At 61.4% G+C, this 18,924-nt stretch carries 17 protein-coding genes, 1 tRNA gene and 2 pseudogenes; 4 read left to right on the top strand and 16 right to left on the bottom strand.

What is annotated here, in order from left to right; all coding sequences use genetic code 11:
• Positions 1–154 precede the first annotated feature (154 nt).
• The 6 genes from QNA11_RS16470 to QNA11_RS16445 form a co-directional block, all read right to left on the bottom strand.
• Entirely contained in the window at positions 155–976 is an 822-nt protein-coding gene (locus QNA11_RS16470; protein WP_283483837.1) for a DUF1217 domain-containing protein, read from the bottom strand.
• A 139-nt stretch (positions 977–1,115) separates the two neighbouring features.
• Positions 1,116–4,010: an AMP-binding protein gene (locus tag QNA11_RS16465; protein ID WP_283483836.1), complete on the bottom strand. Its 2,895-nt coding sequence runs from the start codon at positions 4,008–4,010 to the stop codon at positions 1,116–1,118.
• Between the two features lie 92 nt (positions 4,011–4,102).
• Positions 4,103–4,669, bottom strand: a complete 567-nt coding sequence (locus QNA11_RS16460; protein ID WP_202071337.1) for an HPF/RaiA family ribosome-associated protein — start codon at positions 4,667–4,669, stop codon at positions 4,103–4,105.
• 127 nt (positions 4,670–4,796) lie between these two features.
• Positions 4,797–6,065, bottom strand: a complete 1,269-nt coding sequence (locus QNA11_RS16455) for a glycoside hydrolase family 5 protein (protein ID WP_283483835.1) — start codon at positions 6,063–6,065, stop codon at positions 4,797–4,799.
• 48 nt (positions 6,066–6,113) lie between these two features.
• Positions 6,114–7,424, bottom strand: coding sequence for a family 1 glycosylhydrolase (locus QNA11_RS16450; RefSeq protein WP_283483834.1), 1,311 nt, complete (start codon positions 7,422–7,424; stop codon positions 6,114–6,116).
• 421 nt (positions 7,425–7,845) lie between these two features.
• Positions 7,846–8,574, bottom strand: coding sequence for an SDR family oxidoreductase (locus QNA11_RS16445; protein ID WP_283483833.1), 729 nt, complete (start codon positions 8,572–8,574; stop codon positions 7,846–7,848).
• Between the two features lie 190 nt (positions 8,575–8,764).
• Here QNA11_RS16445 and soxR point away from each other — a divergent pair, with 190 nt between their 5' ends.
• Positions 8,765–9,196 (top strand): redox-sensitive transcriptional activator SoxR, encoded by a 432-nt coding sequence (gene soxR, locus QNA11_RS16440; protein WP_281929262.1) that lies wholly within the window; start codon positions 8,765–8,767, stop codon positions 9,194–9,196.
• Between the two features lie 25 nt (positions 9,197–9,221).
• Positions 9,222–10,211, top strand: coding sequence for a sterol desaturase family protein (locus QNA11_RS16435; RefSeq protein WP_283483832.1), 990 nt, complete (start codon positions 9,222–9,224; stop codon positions 10,209–10,211).
• Here QNA11_RS16435 and QNA11_RS16430 read toward each other — a convergent pair.
• Both QNA11_RS16430 and QNA11_RS16425 read right to left on the bottom strand, forming a co-directional pair.
• A complete protein-coding gene (locus QNA11_RS16430) occupies positions 10,162–10,995 on the bottom strand; it encodes a creatininase family protein (protein WP_281929266.1) in 834 nt (277 codons plus the stop codon). The two genes, QNA11_RS16435 and QNA11_RS16430, sit on opposite strands and share 50 nt — an antisense overlap.
• A 29-nt stretch (positions 10,996–11,024) precedes the next feature.
• Positions 11,025–11,378, bottom strand: a complete 354-nt coding sequence (locus QNA11_RS16425; protein ID WP_283483831.1) for a c-type cytochrome — start codon at positions 11,376–11,378, stop codon at positions 11,025–11,027.
• 548 nt (positions 11,379–11,926) lie between these two features.
• On the opposite strand from QNA11_RS16425, the gene QNA11_RS16420 reads away from it, so the two are divergent.
• Positions 11,927–12,862: an outer membrane protein gene (locus QNA11_RS16420; RefSeq protein ID WP_283483830.1), complete on the top strand. Its 936-nt coding sequence runs from the start codon at positions 11,927–11,929 to the stop codon at positions 12,860–12,862.
• 111 nt (positions 12,863–12,973) lie between these two features.
• Here QNA11_RS16420 and QNA11_RS16415 read toward each other — a convergent pair.
• A pseudogene (locus tag QNA11_RS16415) lies at positions 12,974–13,775 on the bottom strand (DDE-type integrase/transposase/recombinase); the annotation flags it as partial.
• A 172-nt stretch (positions 13,776–13,947) separates the two neighbouring features.
• Positions 13,948–14,715 carry an FkbM family methyltransferase gene (locus QNA11_RS16410; protein ID WP_283483829.1) on the bottom strand — a complete coding sequence of 256 codons (768 nt, stop codon included), beginning with the start codon at positions 14,713–14,715 and terminating at the stop codon, positions 13,948–13,950.
• A 295-nt stretch (positions 14,716–15,010) separates the two neighbouring features.
• On the opposite strand from QNA11_RS16410, the gene QNA11_RS16405 reads away from it, so the two are divergent.
• The gene (locus QNA11_RS16405) at positions 15,011–15,160 is read left to right on the top strand and encodes a hypothetical protein (RefSeq protein ID WP_283483828.1); all 150 of its coding nucleotides are present in this window, start codon (positions 15,011–15,013) and stop codon (positions 15,158–15,160) included.
• 552 nt (positions 15,161–15,712) lie between these two features.
• On the opposite strand, the gene QNA11_RS20770 is transcribed toward QNA11_RS16405, so the two are convergent.
• From QNA11_RS20770 to cutA, 6 genes and pseudogenes are all read right to left on the bottom strand, one after another.
• The gene (locus QNA11_RS20770) at positions 15,713–16,177 is read right to left on the bottom strand and encodes a terminase small subunit-like protein (protein WP_502867568.1); all 465 of its coding nucleotides are present in this window, start codon (positions 16,175–16,177) and stop codon (positions 15,713–15,715) included.
• Positions 16,178–16,564: 387 nt separating this feature from the next.
• Positions 16,565–16,640: transfer RNA gene (locus QNA11_RS16400), tRNA-Thr, on the bottom strand.
• A gap of 106 nt (positions 16,641–16,746) precedes the next feature.
• Entirely contained in the window at positions 16,747–17,088 is a 342-nt protein-coding gene (locus tag QNA11_RS16395) for a LapA family protein (RefSeq protein ID WP_202071303.1), read from the bottom strand.
• Positions 17,089–17,193: 105 nt separating this feature from the next.
• A pseudogene (ihfB, locus tag QNA11_RS16390) lies at positions 17,194–17,499 on the bottom strand (integration host factor subunit beta); the annotation flags it as partial.
• 33 nt (positions 17,500–17,532) lie between these two features.
• Complete coding sequence (gene sppA, locus QNA11_RS16385) at positions 17,533–18,504, bottom strand: signal peptide peptidase SppA (RefSeq protein WP_283483827.1); 972 nt, start codon at positions 18,502–18,504, stop codon at positions 17,533–17,535.
• 98 nt (positions 18,505–18,602) lie between these two features.
• Positions 18,603–18,923, bottom strand: coding sequence for a divalent cation tolerance protein CutA (gene cutA / locus QNA11_RS16380; protein WP_283483826.1), 321 nt, complete (start codon positions 18,921–18,923; stop codon positions 18,603–18,605).
• Between the last annotated feature and the right edge of the window lies 1 nt (position 18,924).

Genomic DNA, 18,924 nt, shown 5'->3' with positions numbered 1-18,924 from the left:
GCGGTACCTTCGCGCTCGGGCCGTTTTTCTCCAGCGGACCAAGCCGCCGGCGCATTGGAGAGTTAACGCCTGATCGGGCGATTACAAGGCAGGCCGTTGGCGGATTGGCGGCAATGGCCTTTTCCGATCATTGGCCCGGCGCGACCTTGTGTGATCACGCGAAATATGCGGACGTGCGCTTGCCGGCTATTTGCAGAAGAAGACTCTGGTCAACCCCGATAACGCCATCCGTGCCCGCCACCGAGGCGCCGAGCAGGATCGCATTCGCCGCGCCCGCCCCCGTATAGGACGCGCTCGTCGGGTCGACGCTGTTGGAGTCGTACATGGCGGCGAAGCGCGAGATGAAGGCTTCGAGCTTTTTGGGGTCCTGGAAATCCTTGATGTTCAGCTTTTGGTTCAAGAGCCGATATTGCGTGTCGACGGGCTGCGCCTTTGTGAGCGGCGAAATGCCAAGGGCGGTTTGCACCACGGTCAAGATGTTTTTATCGGCGAGTATGCCATAGGCGCTGGTGATGCTCGGCGCATGTTGCTTGAAATAGAGCGCCAGTTGGACGCCCGGATTTTGCTGGCCCTGATCCGTCTCCAGCGCATTTTCCGTGTAGCGGTTGACGACGCTGGAAACGAGCGTGGACGACTTGGTCGTATCGGCGCCATTGCCCGCGAAATCGAAAGCCTTGGCGAAAGCCAGAATATTGGGATCGTTCAGCTTGTTTGCGAGCGCCTTGCTGCCCGTCACCCCCTGCTGCAAGACCTGTTTCATGAGGCCCTTGGCGTAGGTCCGGTCGCCCAGCCCAAAGGCTGTCATCGCGTAGTTGAAAAGACGCGGATTTTTAATCAAATCGTCCGCGTTTTTCACCTTGCCGATGTTGTCCTGGAAGTATTTATTGGCCGTCGAGACCTCAGGCTTCTTGGCCTCGATCGCCTGCCACTTGCTCAAATTCTTCGAAATCTGCAGATAGCTGGAAATCGTCGACACTGTGGGGCTCCGGGGAAGACGAGGCGGGGATCGAAATTCATCTTCGAGCGGCGCGCCGATCCTATCGAATCAATTTAGCTCTGAAGGCTTGCCAAAACCTTATCGGCAACGCAGAGATTGCGCGTATCCCGAGAGCCGATCAGGCTCCATCGCCTCGCGACGTCGCTCGCGGCTTGTCTGCGAGGCCGGGCGCGGGCGGCTTGACGAGCTCATCCAGATCGGGCTCGCCGCAATTCGCCAATATTGCGCGTCTCGCCGCGTCGCGCAGCTTCAGCAAGGAAGCGAAATCCTTTTCGGCGGGGCTTATGGGTTTTTCGATCGTGACGCCGAGCGGCGCCCACCTTGGAAACCATTGCTCGCCGCGCAGCATGGAGCGCGTTCCGCGCAATGCGCCTGGCACGACGGCGAGGCCCGCCTCCGCGGCGGTTTTGAAAGCGCCGAGAAAGAAACCGGAAAGTCCCGCTCGGCGCGTGAATGTGCCCTCCGGGAAGTAAACCAGATTGCGGCCGCCCCGCGCCGTCGCGATGAGCGCGTCAATATCGCCGAGGCTGCTCGCGACATCGTAACGATCGACAAATTGCACCCCGAGGCGACGCAGGAATGGTCCGGCGAACGTCTGCCGCGCCAGCTCCTTTTTGGCGACGAAAGCCGGCGCGCCCGGCAATATGGCGGTAAGGAGGATGGCGTCGGCGTAGCTCGAATGGTTGAAGACGAGCATGGCGTTTCCGTTCGGAATATTTTCCAGCCCGCTCGCGGAGATGGGAACGCGCAACGCGGCGAGCGCGCCATTGGCGAGGCGTCGCACGAAAGCCCAACGTCGTCCCAGCCCCGGAAGCGCCATCACGCCCAACCAAGCGGCCGCATAGCTCGAACCGATAACCAGCCACCACCAGACCGCATAAAGGCCGCCGCCGACGAAACTCAGGGAACGGCGCAATTGCGGACCGAGGCCCGCGAGCGCCAGGTGTAGAAATTGCCGCCATACTGGCTGCTGCGCGCCCCCGACGGCGCCGCGCTCGTAAAGCGCCTTGGCGGCGCTTCTGCGAATTTTGCCGCTTGATGTCTTCGGCACGCTGCGCGGCGGCGCCAGCACGATCTCGTCGGCGATCGTCCCGCTGATGTCCGTCGTGACCTCCTGCACCTTCGCTTCGAGCCCTGCGCGCGCCGATGGGTCGGTCTCGGCGGTTTCGGCGAGCACGACGACGCGCTCGGTTCCCGAACGCGGATCGGCGGCGCCGAAGACGGCGACGCAGCCTTTGCGAATCCCGGGGATGCGCGCAACGGCCTCCTCGATCTCCTGCGGATAGAGATGCTGACCGGCGCGGATGATGATGTCCTTGATGCGCCCGGTGATGAAGACGTCGCCATTGGCGATATAGGCGCGGTCGCCGCTGTCGAGCCAACCGTCGTGAATGAGTTCGCGGGTCTTCGCCTCATTCATGAAATAACCCGCCGTCGCCGAAGGGCCGCGGAATTCGAGGCGCCCTTCCTGGCGCTCGCCCAGCTCGCGCCCGCCCTCGTCGACGATGCGTATGTCGTTGCCCGGCAAGGGCTGGCCGCTGGCCGCGAGTTCGATCGCCTTGGCGTCCGCTTCGCGCGCCGGCTTTGCAAGGCCACGGTGAGTCAAAGCATCCCGCTCGATGCGGTCGATCACCGGGCGACGGCCGGTCGGCGGAAAGGCGAGGCCCACGGCGTTTTCGGCGAGGCCATAAACGGGCGCCATCGCCTCTTCTCTGAAGCCGAAGCGGCGGAACTTCTCGCAAAAACGCCGGAGCGTATAGACGCTCACCGGCTCGGCGCCATTGGCGACCATGCGCAAGGAACTGAGATCGAGTCCAGCAAGGCTCGCTTCATCCACTTTGGCGACGCATAGCTCAAAGCCGAAATTTGGCGACGCGCTCAAAGTCGCGCGAAAGCGGTGCAGGGCCCAGAGCCAGTTCGCTGGCCGCGCGAGGAAGCTCAGGGGCGACATGACAAAGAGCGGCGCAGCGAAATAAAGCGAGCCGAGCCACGCGCCGATGAGCCCCATGTCGTGATAGAGCGGCAGCCAGCTCACGAACACATCCTTGGAGCTGGCGCCGATCGCCGCGCCCATCGCTCTCACATTGGCGAGCAGATTGGCGTGGCTGAGCACGACGCCTTTGGGATCGCCCGTGCTGCCGGACGTGTATTGGATCAGCGCGATGGATTTCTCGTCGCGCGACGTAGGCAAGGCGACGTCCTCGGCGGCTGAAAGGCTTGCGGCGCTTTCGATGGAGTCGAGGCTCTCGACCTGTGCGCGCAAGAGCTGCGCAAGGCGCAGCCCCTGGGGCATGGTGACGAGAATACGCGCGCCGGCGTTGCGCAGAATGCCGGCCTGCCGTTGCAGATGATCCTCGATCTGTGACAGCCGCATCGGCGGATAGATCGGAACCGGCGTCGCGCCGGCATATAAAATTCCAAAGAACACTTCGAAGAAATCGAGCCCTGTCGGAAGCATGATCGCGACCCGGTCGCCGGGCACGATATCCCGCTCCACGAGGCCAGCGGCGACGCGGCGCGCCTGCAACGCGAGCTGCCCATAGGTCAACTCGCCGATGATTTTGCGGTCATCCTCCAGCACGCTGAGATGGCGCCGCTCCGGATGATGCGCGACATGCCATTCGAGCGCCTCGATCAGGGTGCGCGCCGTGGTTGGCGTCGCCGCGCTCGGCAATGGCGGCGCCGCCGCGACCACGCTCGGCTCGGCGCCCGCCCCAGTCGCTGGCGCAAGTTCGAGCGCCGCAAGCAGATCGCCGACCGTCTCGGCCTGGCTGACGGCGTCGAAGGCTAAGCGAACGCCGAAGCGCCGCTCCATGCGCGCGCTCAGCTCCGTTCGCGCCAGGCTGTCTATGCCGAGGTCCTGTTCGAGCCTGCTCGCCGCTCGAACGCCGAGAGGCTGGCTCTGCTTCGGGCGCAGCTCATGCGAAAGCTCTTCCAGCAAAGCGATGAGGGCGACCTCGCGCGACGGCCCGCCCGAGGGGGCGTCAGATCGCGCATTTGCGTTCATGTCCATAAGCGGCGCAGCGCCTGAAACGGGACCTCGTTCTTTCGTTAGCTAGAGCGACTTCCTGAAAAATTCAGGGCGCTTTTCAATAAGAACGCGCGCTATTCCGGCGCCTTTTCGGCGATCGGCATGACGCGGCTGGCCTGCGGCCCCTGCGCGCCCTCCTCTTCGACGAAATTCACGCGCACGCCGAGCTCCAGATGGTCGAAACCCGGCTCCCGCACGCTATTGCGGTGGAAATAGATTTCGCGACCATCGACGCTCTCGAGAAAACCATAGCCGTCCTCGCGCATCAGCCGTTTCACGACGCCTGTCGGCGCCTCCTCGTGATGCTTCACTTTCCCGCGCATTTGCCCGACTTGGTCCTGCAACTGGCGTCCGGCGCGGCTGAAGGCGTCGTTGAGGGCAAATTCGAAGCGCTGGAAACGCTCGTCGAGATGCGGGGTGCGGTCGACGGCGACCTCCCGCTCGTCCGGCAAGGCCAGGTAAATATGAACCTCGTAAAGGCCGCCGGTGCGATGGCGCCCGCTCGGAGCCTCGACCACCACACGGCATGCTGTCATCCGCCCGAATTTATCCTCGAGCCGCTGGATGTGTTCCAATATTTGCTGACGGTAAACAGGCGATGGCTCCATGCCCTGAAAATCGATTTGAGGCGTTGTCTCCATGCTCCCGGCTCCCTGCTAGGGTAGGGCGGCCGCGGCCCGCCCCGTTGTGAGCATCTAGGTCCGAGCCGGACATGAGCCAGCCTTGCGGCTGCGACATTTTGTTAGACTGACAACCGGAAGCAGCGCTTCACCATCGCCAGCTTCGCCGCCGTTTAAATTCGCTCCGTTCGCGATCACTGGCGACAGTGTGCGCATTTAGTCGTGACGCGGGGCGCCCGCGTCTTTGCGCCAACGTCTCTGTTCGCCGCAGCGGCTGCCAGCGTGACGTGACAGTCTTCTGCGCCGAACGAAGCGCATGCAGCATGGGCTCGCATAAAAGGCGCCCGGCGCAGGGATCGTGACGATGCATCGGATCCCATAAGCCCATCGGCGTCCAAATGTTTCGATCATGCCATTCGGGCATGCCGAGAATAGGGTAGAGACATACGCCGCGCAGCGGCGCGCCTTCGCAAAGCAGCGTCTCGCACGCAGCCGCGACCTCGAGCAGCCATGGTCCGCGATTGTCGCCGACGTGGCTCGTTTCCGTGATCATCACATCGCGGCCGTAGCGCTTGCAAACCGCGCGGATGAGATCGGCGAGCGGCGCGCGGCGCGGATCGTCGTCGGCAAGCGGCGGGATGACCCCTTGCGCATTTGGGAGGCCATCGAGCGCCCATTGATTGGTCCAATAATAATTGATCCCGACGACATCGAGATGGGCTGGACTGCCGCCCAATTCCGGCAGCAGCCGCCCGCAAAGCATGTCCCAGGATTGGAAGACCAGCGCTTCGTTGAAATGATGGGCTTGCGCCGCAAGATCGGGCCGGTCGGGGGGCGCGACCACCCGGCAGAGCGGATCGACATTGACGAAGCGCGCATTCGGACAGGCAGCGCGAATGGCGTCTATGCCCGCGATCGCCGCGCGCGCGAGGGCGACCTTGAGCTCGAAGCCGCGGCCCGTCGCATGCGGCGCGAACAAGCCCTTCTCGCCCGCCGCATAGGACATGAAGGAAGGTTCGTTTACCGGGGTGAAAACATGAGGGCCGTCCATATGCGCGGCGACATAGCGCGCGAAGGCGTAGCAGTAAGCCGCGAAGCGGCGGGGAAAAGCATTCGACCAGAGATCGAGGTCGTCGGGAAAGCCGTAGTGGAAGAGATCCCAGATCACTTCCACATGGTGACGCTTCGCCGCCTCGATGAAGGGCTTCACAGTGGAAAAGTCGTGGCGTCCGGCAATATCGACAAGCGGCCAGCGAACCGTTTCCCGAACCGCGTGAAGGCCGACCCCGGCGATGTCGCGGTAATCCTCGTCGACCAAGGCGTCATGGCCAGTCGCGGCCACGTGATCGAACCATTCGCCATGCCGGTTGTAGCCGGTCGAGCCCTCGAAGCCGGCAAGAAAGAAGCTGCGAAACATAATTTTCCTCCGCATTCGTTATTGGCCAAAGAGGAGGCGAAATGCGCGCTATCCGGCGCGCAGGCGATCGACGGAAGCCTCGGCCGTCGCGAGGCGTCCCACTGCCGCGGCGCCGCCGGAGACGAGGCCGCGATAAGCATCGACGAGCGGGGTTTCGATCCGCGCCAGACGCCCTTTGGGATCTGGATCGAGATCCCAGAGGCCCATTTGCAAGAGATGGTCGTGCAACGGCCGCACGCCCTGGCGATAGGCCCAGGTCACCAGCGCGAACATCGGCCACCAAGTGTAGCCGACCATGGGAATTCCCTGCGCGCGCAGCGCGCCCACCGCGGCGACGGAGCGGCGCAGCCATTCGAGCCGCCGCTCGACGGAGCCCTTGTCCGCCGTCTCGGAGATCATCAACGGAACGCCGTAGCGCTCGAAATACATATGTCCGATCTTCTCGACCAGATCGCCGGAGGCATAGGGCATTCTGATCCGCAGCCGCCCTTCGTGGTCGCGCAGAATCCGTTTCTTGGTGAAGATGGGATAGAGATTGACGCCGATGATCGGCAACTCCAGCGGCTCGCGCGCAAAGCTTTCGAGCCGCTTCTCATCCGCCCCATTGCTGCGCAGCCAATTCCAAAGCGCGTGCCCCGGATTGACCCGCCCGCTGATAAGGTCGAGCGCGAGAAAGACGATGTCCTGACGCCGGGCTGCCTCCGCCGCGAGCGCGGGATCGTCGGTCTCGAAGACATCCGTGGCGTCCACATGGAAGGGCGTGATTTCGGGATCGACCCGGCGCAGCGCCCGCACCGTCTCCACAATGCCTTGGCAGATGGCGAGCATGAGCGCGACGAACCCGCGCCAGCTTCGCTGATAGGGCGGCCACCAGCCGAGCCGGCCGCAATACCAAGCGGTGATGCGCGGCTCGTTCAGCGGCGTGTACCACCGCACGCGCCCACGGAACCGCTCCGCCAGCCGCGTGGCGTATTCGGCGACGTAATGCGGGTAATCCGGGTTGAGAAAGGCTTGATCCATCCAGGCCGGCAGGCCGTAATGGACGAGATCGACGATCGGATCGATCTTTAGCGAGAGCATCCGCTCCAGCGCGGCGTCGACGAAATCCCATTGCCAGACATTGGGCGCAGGTTGGATCCGATGCCAGGGAACGCCGTAGCGCGCGCAGGGCGCGCCCAGTTGCGCCATCAGGTCGACGTCTTCGCGCCACCGGCCGTAATGGTCGGTCAGCTCATATTCGTCCAGCGTCCGCCCGGTTCCCCGATGCGGCGCCGTTATGAAAGTGTCTTCGATTCCCACTGCCCATAAAAATGCGTCGGGCGAGGTAAGTCGCCCGATCTCGGACGCGCCGGGAAGCATGATCAACCGCGACCCGAACGGGGGTCGCCGCCGGCCCCGCGCGTAAGCGGCGTCGCCGCCGCAGGCGTGAACGATAGGGGTCGCCGGGCGCTCGATCTCTGCGCGAAAGGCATTGTGTTCCCTTCATGCGTTGCGCCCGAGTCGGTTACGGTCGCAGATCGTCTCGGTAAAGCCCAACAACGCATCCAGATGGTTTTTGTTCCTGTGCGGGCGGGCCTCGCCAGCTCTGTTTGCGACGAGAGTTTTTCCGCTCCTTTCTGGAGGTTCCGGCGTCTACCCAGTGCAGACGAGGAATTGCCACATAAACGTGGCCTATAGCAGCGGCCGTACAGACGGACCGGTTGCTTCGTCTCCGACGCACCACGATCCTGCCTGCGAATCGACGCCCGCGGGCTAATTTTGCGCTTGATTTCAGCTCACCTTACCAAGGCAGTTCTCGTGCTTCATTGACGAAAATGCCATTGGGTCCCTCCTCGTCGAGCAACGCGAAGTTGACGGCAATGACGGCCGCCTGTTCGGGCGTGCGTGTCCCTGAAAAATTGGTCGCCTCGGTCGCCGTGTAGCCCGGGCAAATGGCGTTTACCTTGAACCCTTTGTCTCTCAGTTGGTCGGCATAGCTGACGGTCAGCGAGTTCAGCGCCGCCTTAGATGCCGCATAGGTGGGAAGCTTGATGGCGCTATAAGCCCAGTTCGGATCCGCGCGCATTCCGAACGAACTCAGTTCCGACGATACGTTGACGATGCGCGGACGGTTAGATTTCGCCAGGAACGGCGCCATCGCTTCTGTGAGTCGTAAGACGCCGACGACGTTGACCTCCAAGGTCTGCCTCATCTGTTCGGCGACGGACAACGTCGGGTGATAATCCAACCCAATACCGGCGTTGTTGACCAGAGCGTCCAGTCGGCCGTATTCTCTTTCGATCAAGTCAATAAGCGCTAATACGCTGTCTTCGTCCGTAGTGTCCAGTTGCACCGGCCTGACGCGTAGCCCCTCCGCCTGCAGCGGGAGACTCGCCTCTTTGCCTCGGTCGAGATCGCGGCACCCAAGCAGCACATTCACGCCTTTATGACGGGCCAGCCCGGTTGCAATGGCGAGCCCGATGCCGCGGTTCGCGCCGCTGACCAAGACGATAATCTCTTTTGTCCCCATTATGTCCGTCCCATATGTGCAAGCGTCACGCCGGTCCTTCACGCGAACACGGCCGTCGACGCAGGAGACACTTCGGCCGAGCTTGGCTGAAGGGCTTGCATAGGCAAGCGGACACCTTGTATAAAACCTCAAGCATGGTTGAGGTCAAGGGTTTTTCGCATTGGACAGACGTGGGACACCGCCCCAGCAAATGACAGTGGGCGAAGTGGCGCAACGGAGCGGCGTCGCCGTTTCGACTTTGCATTTTTACGAGGCCAAGGGGCTCATCGCGGCAACCCGCAGCCGCGGCAATCAGCGGCGCTTTTCGAGGGATATTCTGCGTCGGATCGCCATTATCCGAGTGGCGCAGCACCTGGGGCTGCCGTTGGCGGAAATCACTGCCCTTCTGAAGCCGATACCAGCCGGAAAACAACCTACAGCCGCTGCTGTCCGTGAGATGGTCGGCAACTGGCGGCAGTCCTTGCAGGCTCGCATCGACGGACTGACCCGATTGCGCGACCATCTGGATGGCTGCATCGGGTGTGGATGCCTGTCGCTAGAGGATTGTCCGCTGCGTAATCCCTCCGACGAGTTAGGCGCCACCGGCTCAGGGCCTGTGCTGTTGCAGCGCGATCAGGCATGACTTGCAAGACAAGATCGATGCCGTCTTGGCGGCTCGTCTTGGCTTTTTCGTAGCGGCGATTTCAATTCTCATTCGCTTCATCATCGCCAGCCAGTCGGGGATGCAGCCAAGTCAGGGGCAAGAAATCATGCAAGGGCTACTGCAGCAGCTATCGCCAGAAATCCTGAGCGCCCTGCAAAATATGACGACGTCGCTCCTTGCCGGCGGCGCCATTTTCACCGCATTGGCCCTCGTCCCCGGCGTCGCGTGCAATCCCGGAAAGCCCTGGTGGCGAAATCGCGGCCTCGCCACAGACGGCTGCTATCTCGCGCTGAATGCGATCCTGGCCATGTATCTTTCAACTGCCGTCGCAATCGCCGTTGCCTTGACTTTGACTTTGTTCCTCCCGGCGGTCGAAATTATCCGGCTGCTGCAGGGGAACGGCCCGTTTGCGCGTTTCCCGCTTGCCGCGCAATGCGCGCTCTATTTGGCCATATCCGATTTTTTACTTTATTGGATTCACCGTGGGTTCCATCGCAAAATTCTCTGGCCGTTCCACGCGATTCATCACGCGAGCGAAGACGTCGATTGGACGAGCGGATACCGCATGCATCCCATCAATTTGGCGCTGAGCGCCCATTTGGTTCCGTTGCTGATGCTTTATCTTGGCATCCCACTCGAGGTCATCATCCTCCTGGCGCCCTTGGACACGGCAGTCGGCTATTTTGTGCATTCCAATCTCAACTGGACTCTCGGTCCGCTGCGATATGTGATTGCGACGCCTGTCTTTCACCGCTGGCATCACACCCGATCCAATCAGGGCGGCGCGGCCAATTTCGCGCCGACCTTCGCCATTTGGGATGTCCTGTTCGGCACGTTTTTCATGCCGGCGGGCGCGCTTCCGGCGCGTTACGGTATCGACGACCAAGCCTTTCCGCCGAGATTCACGCGCCAGCTCGTCTATCCCTTTGAGGAGCTGCTTCGCCTTATCGGCCTTCGTAAGCGTTTGCCGCCGGTTGAAGGATCAACGCTCTAATCTGCTTTACCGCCTTCTCGATCTTTATGGTGAGCAACGCCTGCCCACGCTCCGCCGAAGCTCTCTTTGGATTGCCGATGACGCCGCTCACGGCAAAGGGCGACGCCTCATTGACGCGCGAGAGATCGACGCCTTTCGGATTTATCGCCATCAGCTCGGAGGTATCGACAATGCCGGCATGCTCTCCAATCGAGGCCGGCGTTTCGCCTTGGGCTTTCAAAAGATCATTCTGAGCCGCAATCGATCCGTAATAATCCGAGACATCGAAAACGCGCACGCCGTCGCCGGCCCATTCGCGCGTCAGACGTGTCGCAACTTCTGCCTGCGGCCCCACGCTGCCGCCATGGTCGGCAATGAGACAGATATTCTTGAACCCGCTCCCTCTCAGGCTGCGCGCCGCGCCCTCGAGCACTCCGGCGAAAACCTCTTCGGGCACGCCGATGGTGCCGGGAAATTGCATCAGGCCCTCGCCCTCCGGAACAAAGGAGATCACCGGCGCCACCAGAGCGTTACCCAGCGCGCGCGCAATCTCGTGCGACGTCCTGCGAACGATCTGGTCGTGTTTTCCCAAGACCATATGCGGGCCGTTTTCCTCGATCCCCCCGCTCGGGACGATGACTGTCGTATAGCCTTGCTCGATCGCCTGGCGCAGCTCCACCCAGGTCATATCGGCAATGTCGAGGCGCTCCGGCGCCGAAGGCTTGCTCGCCTGCGCAGCGGCGCCCGATGCGATGAGAACGACAGCGAACAGGCTCACAGCGCCGCGAAACGACCTCACGAACATCAGCTATCCTCGAACATCTCGGCGCAGCGCTATTTTTTCTGCTCGAGGCTCAGCATATAGGCCACGACCTCGTCGATCTGGAAATCGGCAAGTTCCGGATTGGGCATCTTCCCATGCGGAGTTCTCAGAAATCCCCGAAGAAACGCTTCAGTCACGCTCGGGCGGCGCATGATGCGCAAAAAGCTCGGCGCCGGCGGTTTCAAAATCGGCCGCGTCGTCTGGTCTTTGGCGACGACATGGCAGGCCGCGCAGACCTGGAGCGCGAATTTATGGCCCGCGATGCGCGCATCGGCGGCGGGCGGATTCGATTCCTGACTGACGCTCGCGACGACGCCGCCGAGGAGGCTCGCGATTGCCGCAAACGCAAAGATCAACGGTCTCATATTGTTTCCGGTTGAACAGCGCGCATGAGGGCTTGTCATTCCCGGCGGGCTGAAAGCCCTCCCCACGATCCAGAGCCGCAAAATCGATGATTTTGCTCTGGATTCCCGATCGCTTCGCTGGCGCGAAGCGTCGCGAATAGCGCCGAACCAATCGAGCGGATCTCTTCTCATACCCGCGCGCCTCACTTGTATCGAAGCGCCTGGATGGGGTCGAGGCGCGCCGTTTTCCTTGCCGGATAATAGCCGAAAAATATGCCCAGGTCGCTTGCAGCCGCGCCGTCGTTCGCTTGATCCGATCGCGCCCGCCCGTCGCGACGGCATTTCGCAGAGCGTAAGCTCGGCCAAAGTAAACTCCAAATACAAATTTGCGACGTCGCCTCCTGGCGGCTATTTTATCTATCAAGCACGATCTTAGCTATATGTTGCACAAGTACCGCTGCGCGCGGCAATGTCGTTATATTTGATTTTCCGCAAAGACTTTTCCGGTTTTTGCCTGTTCGTTTGTGTTAGGGCGATTTGCGGTCGCCTCTAATTGGGATCAAAGACACATGCACAAAATCGCTCTTTCGGCTCTTGCCCTGACGATGACCGTCGGCTCGGCCCTCGCCGCCGACCTCCCCTCCCGCAAAGGCCCGCCGGTCCTTCCGCCGCCGCCCCCGCCGCCGCTTTGGACGGGCTTCTATGTCGGCCTGAACGCCGGCGGCACCTGGTCCAACAGCAACAATATTACTTACGCGTCCTTCCCGGGCGGATGTAACGTAGGGTTCCCCGGCTGCGCGGCTTTTCCGAACTCCAGCCAGCTCCTGGCCGCGGTGTCGACCGGCAACATCAACAACGGAAACCAGGGCGGTTTCATCGGCGGCGGCCAGATTGGCTACAACTGGCAGTTCTACAACAGCTTCGTCGTCGGCGTCGAGGCGGACATCCAGGGCGTCGCCGCGTCCCGCCGCAACGCGATTTCCTCGGCCGCGCTCCAGAACCCGAGCTTCACCAATCTGCTCGTTCAGACGACCTCCGTGTCGCGTTCGCTCGATTACATCGGAACGGTGCGCGGTCGTCTCGGCTGGTTGGCCACGCCGACCCTGTTGATCTATGGCACGGGCGGCCTCGCTTACGGCGGCGTCAGCCTGAACTACGGCTCCGTCGGCACCGAACTCAGAGACGCAAGTCTGCCGAACAGCTATTTCTCGGCGGCGACCTTCTCGGATACGCGCGTCGGCTGGACGGCTGGCGGCGGCGTCGAATGGATGTTCTGGCCCAATTGGTCCGCGAAGGTCGAATATCTTTATTATGATCTCGGCAGCGTCACCGTGGCCGGCAGCCCGCTCGTCAATATCGGCGGCCCTGCGTCGGCCGTTCCCGGCGGCACTTACAGCTCGGCTTTCCCGCAAGTCACGACCCGCTTCAACGGCAACATCGTCCGCGCGGGCCTGAACTATCACTTCAACTGGGGCGCCCCTGCTCCGGTCGTCGCGAAATACTGATCGAACAGATCCAGCCTCTGTTCGTGACGTGAGAGATGGCCCGGCTAACGCCGGGCCTTTTCTTTTATGCGGCGACCCTTGCCTCCTCGGTCGGCGGGTCAGCCATGCGCCCGTGGCGTCCTTGATTGTGCGGTTCATGCGCTCGACCTGCCCATTGGTCCAGGGGATGTTTGGGCTTGGTCAGCCGGTGGTCGATATCGGCGCGGGCGCAGGCGAATTCGAAGGCATGCGCCCGGAAGGGCCTCCCCTCCGCCGGCATTTGCTTGATTTCGGCACGGGTCCCGGTCTCGCCGCCGGGGTCGGTGAAGCGCGTTCCATTATCGGTCAGCACGGTGTGGATTTTGTAGGGAACGGCCTTGATCAACGCGAACAGGAAATCGGCGGCGATGCGCGTCGTCGCCTTCTCATGCAGCTCAACGAAGGCAAATTTCGACGTTTGGTCGATCGCCACGAATATATAGAGCTTGCCTTCAGCGGTGCGAACTTCCGCAATATCGATATGGAAATAGCCGATTGGATAGGCTTTGAACTTCCGCTTGGCGGAGGCATCGCCCTCGACATTCGGCAACCGTGAAATGCCGTGGCGTTGAAGGCTGCGATGCAGATACGAACGCGTCAGATGCGGCAGCGTCGCCTGAAGCGCATAAAGGCAGTAGTCCAAAGGCAGCAGCGTGTGACGGCGGAAGGCGACAACGATTGCCTCCTCCTCAATCGTCAGAACCGTCGATCTGGGCTCTTTTGGCCCCGTCCGTTCATCGCGAACCGACGCCCGTTTCTTCCATTTGGCGATCGTCTTCTGGTTGACGGCTTACCGCTTGGCGAGGGCTCTCAGGCTCTCTTGACTATGCTGTATCGCTCGACACACCGCCTCTGTCGTGCGGGCGCTCCCGTGGAAAATTTCCCCACAGCACATCCTTCCAATCGCTGGATAAGATTGGACCATCAAACCATGGGATCAAACATCTAACGAGAATGGCGTGGCCGACCCTCAGCCACGCCCCAAAATTTCACGCTCTTAGTTCCCTAGGATATTAACAGGTGCCGCAACCGTCCTAGAGAGCAAACCTCTTGTTGTTTGAGAGCCTTCATTCTCGATTGAAATGTTGGCCGACCATGTCTAGCAGAGTTCCAAATGTTCCACGTGGTCGAAACACCAAATCCGTCAAACCATCATGTTGTACAATGTTAGTGAACAGAAACTCGGGGCCGTTCGGGGAAGGCGGAAGTATAGTTTCCCCACAAACCATCGATACGATGTCCGAGCGCTCCCAAATTGTCTCAATGAATGTCATCGTGTCATAATGGCGCATAATGAGATGCCATAAGTTGAACTCCATATAAGCAAGGGGCCTCTTAGATAGAACACATCCAGCCCCCGCAAGCACATAAGGTTCGTGCCCTTCAACATCGATCTTAATTCCTGAGATATTCAGCTCCGCGAATTGATCAAGCGTTATGCAGTCTACCTTCACGCTTCCGTTCGCGGTCACCGTGGACCAAGGTCCTTCGCTAGTCATAGAAACTGCGCCCGGAGCGTCGCTGACCGCAGCATGAATTACAGTAATATTATCTAAGCCATTAGTGGCTACATTGGCGCGAAGAGCTTCGACATTATGGGGCACCGGTTCGATGCATATGATATTCAGATCTGGGCGAGAGGCAGCAAGAGGAATTGAAACGAAGCCAACATTCGCGCCTGCATCAATGAAAGTGGTCTTTTCTGGAAGCTGTTTGAAAATTTGAGATACTGCCGAAGCATCTGCATCGTAATCCTTATAGCCGTCGAGGTACGACTGTATAGGCCCAGTAATTGCCAGTTTGCGTCCAGCCGCCCTTATCTCAACGCTAGCCATGCTATTAACCCTTAGTTACGAATGATCGACAAACTTGTTACCACAACGGAACGCCTAGGTCGAACGCTTTAAGACCTACGATGAGATCATCTCATTCGCGCGAATTGCGACTAGCATTGCTGGCGGCACCGCGGATAGGGAGAGTGATCGCGGGCAAGCATTTCAAACTTTTTAGTGCTGACTGCTTGCGATCTACGGCGTCACAACAGGATGGATCACGATGGCGGATAGGGATGGTAGTGGGAGGCGGGTAAAGGGCTGCGTTTCCCCGAATGCTGGCGGCAGGCGCCGCGAAGTGGGCGACGTGCGCGATCTGGCGAAGGCGCATTCGGCAGAAACTATCGAGACGTTGGCCGGGATCATGCGCGACAAGGAAGCGCCGCCGGACTGCGGCAGCGACGGCGCTGCTGGATCTGGGGTTTGGGCGTCCGGCAACAAGCGTTGACGCCCAGCTAACCGTTATCCATTCCATCAGCGATCAGGCAGCGTAGGTGCTGATGGCGCTCGCCCAGAGGGCGAAGGATCGGCGGGCGGAAGAAGCGCGGGTGATCGACGCTGTGCCAATAGCCCTACCTACGCGGCAATTAGGTTGTGGCATCCGAGACGCCAAGCACGCATTGAGTGTGGGGCTGTTGGCGGATCAAAAATTCAAGCGTCTGAAATATAAAAGACATATTCCTTCTTCAATTGCGGTCGTTCGCCGCCTGACTGGTTTGCCTACTACCTCGGCAAAAAATACGAGCGCGAGAAAAAGACGCAGAACGATGGCGGTGCTGGAACTCCGAGGGCAAGCGTCCATCAAAATGAGGGACGGTTATCTACTTCCGAGCGCATAGCTTCCGAGCATGGCGCGTCGAAGGCCACAGTCGAAGCTCTGCAGTTTTTGCGTGCGACGTTGAAACGATCGCCGCAAAAGTTGGCGACGCTGCCCGCGCCGAGATCCTTGACGGCGAAGTGAAGGCGACGCGCGACGAGGTGCGTCAGGTCGCCGAGGCCATTAAGGACGAGGGGCTGACTTTTGCCAGCGCCAAAGAGGCGCTTGAGTGGGTGAAGCAGCGCCGGCAACTCCCCGCTGCCGCAGGGACGCCCGGGGGGGGGGCAGGGCCGAGAGCTTCCCAAAAGATATTGGGCATACCGCCAGCGCGCTTTTTATTTTTCGTCCAAGCTCTGCCCGATCAGCGCCCTTCGCTCGGCTTCGGCCAGCGGCGGTAATGCTGATCCGCATCTCGGTAACATTCACGTCCACCCGCTCGCCCCAATTGCGCGGGTGCGGCCGAGCGGCAACCCATTTGCGAGCATCGACGCGAAGTCGAAGCTGCTGCACAAAAGCGGATTTGCCGGAGCCCTGCAGCTCGTTGGGGATAGGCGTATCGGCGAGCTCGATAAGCTGCTCGGCAAGCGCGTCCGCGCGATCTCGCTGGGCCGCTTCATACGCCGCCTGCAAGTCGGGGTTGTTGCGCAGGCTTTTCTTTGCCCACGAGTATCACGGCGCTGGGTCGAGTTTCTTTATGGCCGCCGAGAGCGAGCTGCCGCCGGCGATCGCGTCGAGGATTGCTGGCCGGACGTGGTTGGGATCGTAGGTGACTTCTCTCATGCGGCCTCCTCGCACTATCGCTGGAGGATAGCGCCTACGCGCGTGCGCGTGCGGTCGATAATCTACTTTCGGCTCGGCCTTCGACGGTAAGCGGCGGAAGCCGCGGAGGCGATCGACGCCGAGCCGGTGGCCCTGCCTACGCGCCAATGAGGGTGTGCAAAATTGCACGCCCGAGAGGCCAAGCGCGCGTTGAGTGTGGGGCTGATAAATAGCTGAAGAAGTAAGCTGCTGATATTGCGCTAATATGAAGAGAGCTGGTGCCGCAAGAGGGATTCGAACCCCCGACCCCATCATTACGAATGATGTGCTCTACCAGCTGAGCTATTGCGGCATGCGCGGCTCTAGGCGCGCGGGTTTCTCTTATCGGCGTGCGGCTGGTTTTTCAAGCGTCTTGGTTGCAAGATTTTGTGAGTCGCGCCTCCGGCTCCCTCGAGCCGTCAACGCTTGGCCGCCTTGGACTCGCTCGGCAGTTCCGCAAGCGCCTGTTGACGTAGCTTCTCGATCTCAAGCCTGGTTTTCTTGGCTTCGGCGCGCGCGACTTTGGCGGCGCGGCGCACCGGCAGATGGCCGAGCCAGGAGGAGACGCCGCCGGCGAGCACGCCGAGCGCCATCGCCGCCAGGACGACCAGATACATCGGCGCTTCGACAGAGGGCGCGTCGGCCGGATTGGCCGCGAAAGGATCGAGCCCGATCTTCACCATCGCGCGATTGGCCATGGAAAAGAACAGGATGATCAACGCCAGAGGAACGAAGACGAGGACTCGCAGAATCGATTTCATGGCCTCTCCCTAACGTCGACCGCGCGCCGGCTTGCTGGCAGCGCATCGGCCGCGGGAGCCCGGCGTCATGATGGCGCCGCGCCCGATCGAGCGCGGCGGCTGGCGTCAGCCCTGGTAGTTCTCGTTCAGGCGTTCGCGCATCTCCTTGCCCGTCTTGAAGAAGGGCACGGATTTTTCCTGCACGGAGACTTGCGCGCCCGTGCGCGGGTTGCGGCCAGTGCGCGCGTCCCGTTTCTTGACCGAGAAAGCGCCGAAACCGCGCAGCTCGACCCGGTCGCCGCGCGCCAGAGCCGCTGTGATCTCGTCGAGGATCGTGCTGACGATCGTCTCGACGTCACGTTGGTAAAGATGACCGTTGCGGCGTGCAATTCGCTGAATAAGCTCCGACTTGATCATGTTGGCTCTAGTGTCCTTTTCTGCTGAAAATCGACCCTTGGATCGGCGTCAGCGCGCGTCGAAACCCTGCCAAATCGCCAGAAGACCGTCAAGGCTCGCGCTCCTCTCGGCGCTCGCCGCCTGATCCAGCACCTCGGCGATGGCGGCGAGACCGGCGACCCGGGCGAGCGCGGCCGCGCCCTCGACGAGCCCGAGACGTTCGATGCTCGATTTCTTCTTCCAGTCCCGGACCGGCAAATCCTTGGCGATGTTCTTATTGGTCTCGAGCCAGATGATCGCCTCGCGCTCGCCGCCGATAATATCCACGAGCTTGAGCGGCACGCCCTGGCGCGCGGTGAAAACGCGGCCGTCCGCGACCTTCGCCAGTTCGGCGTCGTCGAGCCCCCGGCGCTGCTTCACGAGCTCTTTGAACCAGCCATAGGAGTCGGCGACGAGGTTGGCGATCGCCGCCTTGGCCGCCTCGCTCGTGGGTTCATAGCCATTGGGCGCAGCTTTCAGGGGCGAGGATTTCACCTCCTCGACCTTTACGCCGACATTTTCCAAAAGCTTGTAGAAATTCGGGAACTGGAACAGGACGCCGACCGAGCCGACGAGCGAATTGCTCTCGGCGACGATGGTATGGGCGGCGAGCGCCGCAATATAAGCGCCGGAGGCCGCAACCGTGCCGACGACTGCGACGACGGGCTTTTTCTCGCCGAGGCGCCGCAGCTCGTTGTAGAGCCTCTCGGCTCCTGTGGTCGTGCCGCCGGGGCTGTCGATCGTCAGCAGCACCGCCTTCGCCTGGCTCGACTCCCCGATCTTCTTGATCAGGTCGATCGTATCCTTGTCGCCCGTGATCACGCCCTGCAGAGACAGTCGGGCGACGTGGGGCGTAAGCTTGTCAGGAGAATCAGCGCCCGACAGCCGCGAGAGCGCAATGAGCGCGGCGATCACGGCCGCAACAATGGCGCCCATGCGCCACCAGCCGAGTTTTCGCCGCAACCGCCGACGGTCGAGCAAATAATCCGTGGTTGCCGTCATTCATCGCTCCTGGCAGCGCTGTGCTGCGGGCAGTAGGTAAGCGCCGCTGGGGCGGTTTGCAAAGCCCACGCCGCGAAAGGGCTCAAATTTTCGCAAAATCAGCCGCGCTGCGTCGACTCGCGCAGCCACGCGGCATAGGCGGGCTCCGCCTCGGCCGCGTCGATGCGGAGTATTTCCGGTGTCTCGTAGCTGTGCAGGCGGCGCACCAAAGCGGCGAGCGCCGCGTAATCTTCCGTGCGGTGCTTCATCTCGATACGGAATTCGGGCTCCTCGCAGCATCCGCCCTTCCAAGTGTAGAGGCTGGAGATCGGCGTGATCTGAACGCAGGCGGCGAGCTTCTCGGCGAGAGCGGCATGCGCCAGGGCGCGCGCCTTCTCGTCCGAATCGATCGTTGTCACCAGGATCGAGACGCCGCTCATC

This window comes from Methylocystis sp. JR02, assembly GCF_030063565.1.
Taxonomy (GTDB): domain Bacteria; phylum Pseudomonadota; class Alphaproteobacteria; order Rhizobiales; family Beijerinckiaceae; genus Methylocystis; species Methylocystis iwaonis.
This window is presented reverse-complemented; position numbering and strand designations above follow the sequence as displayed.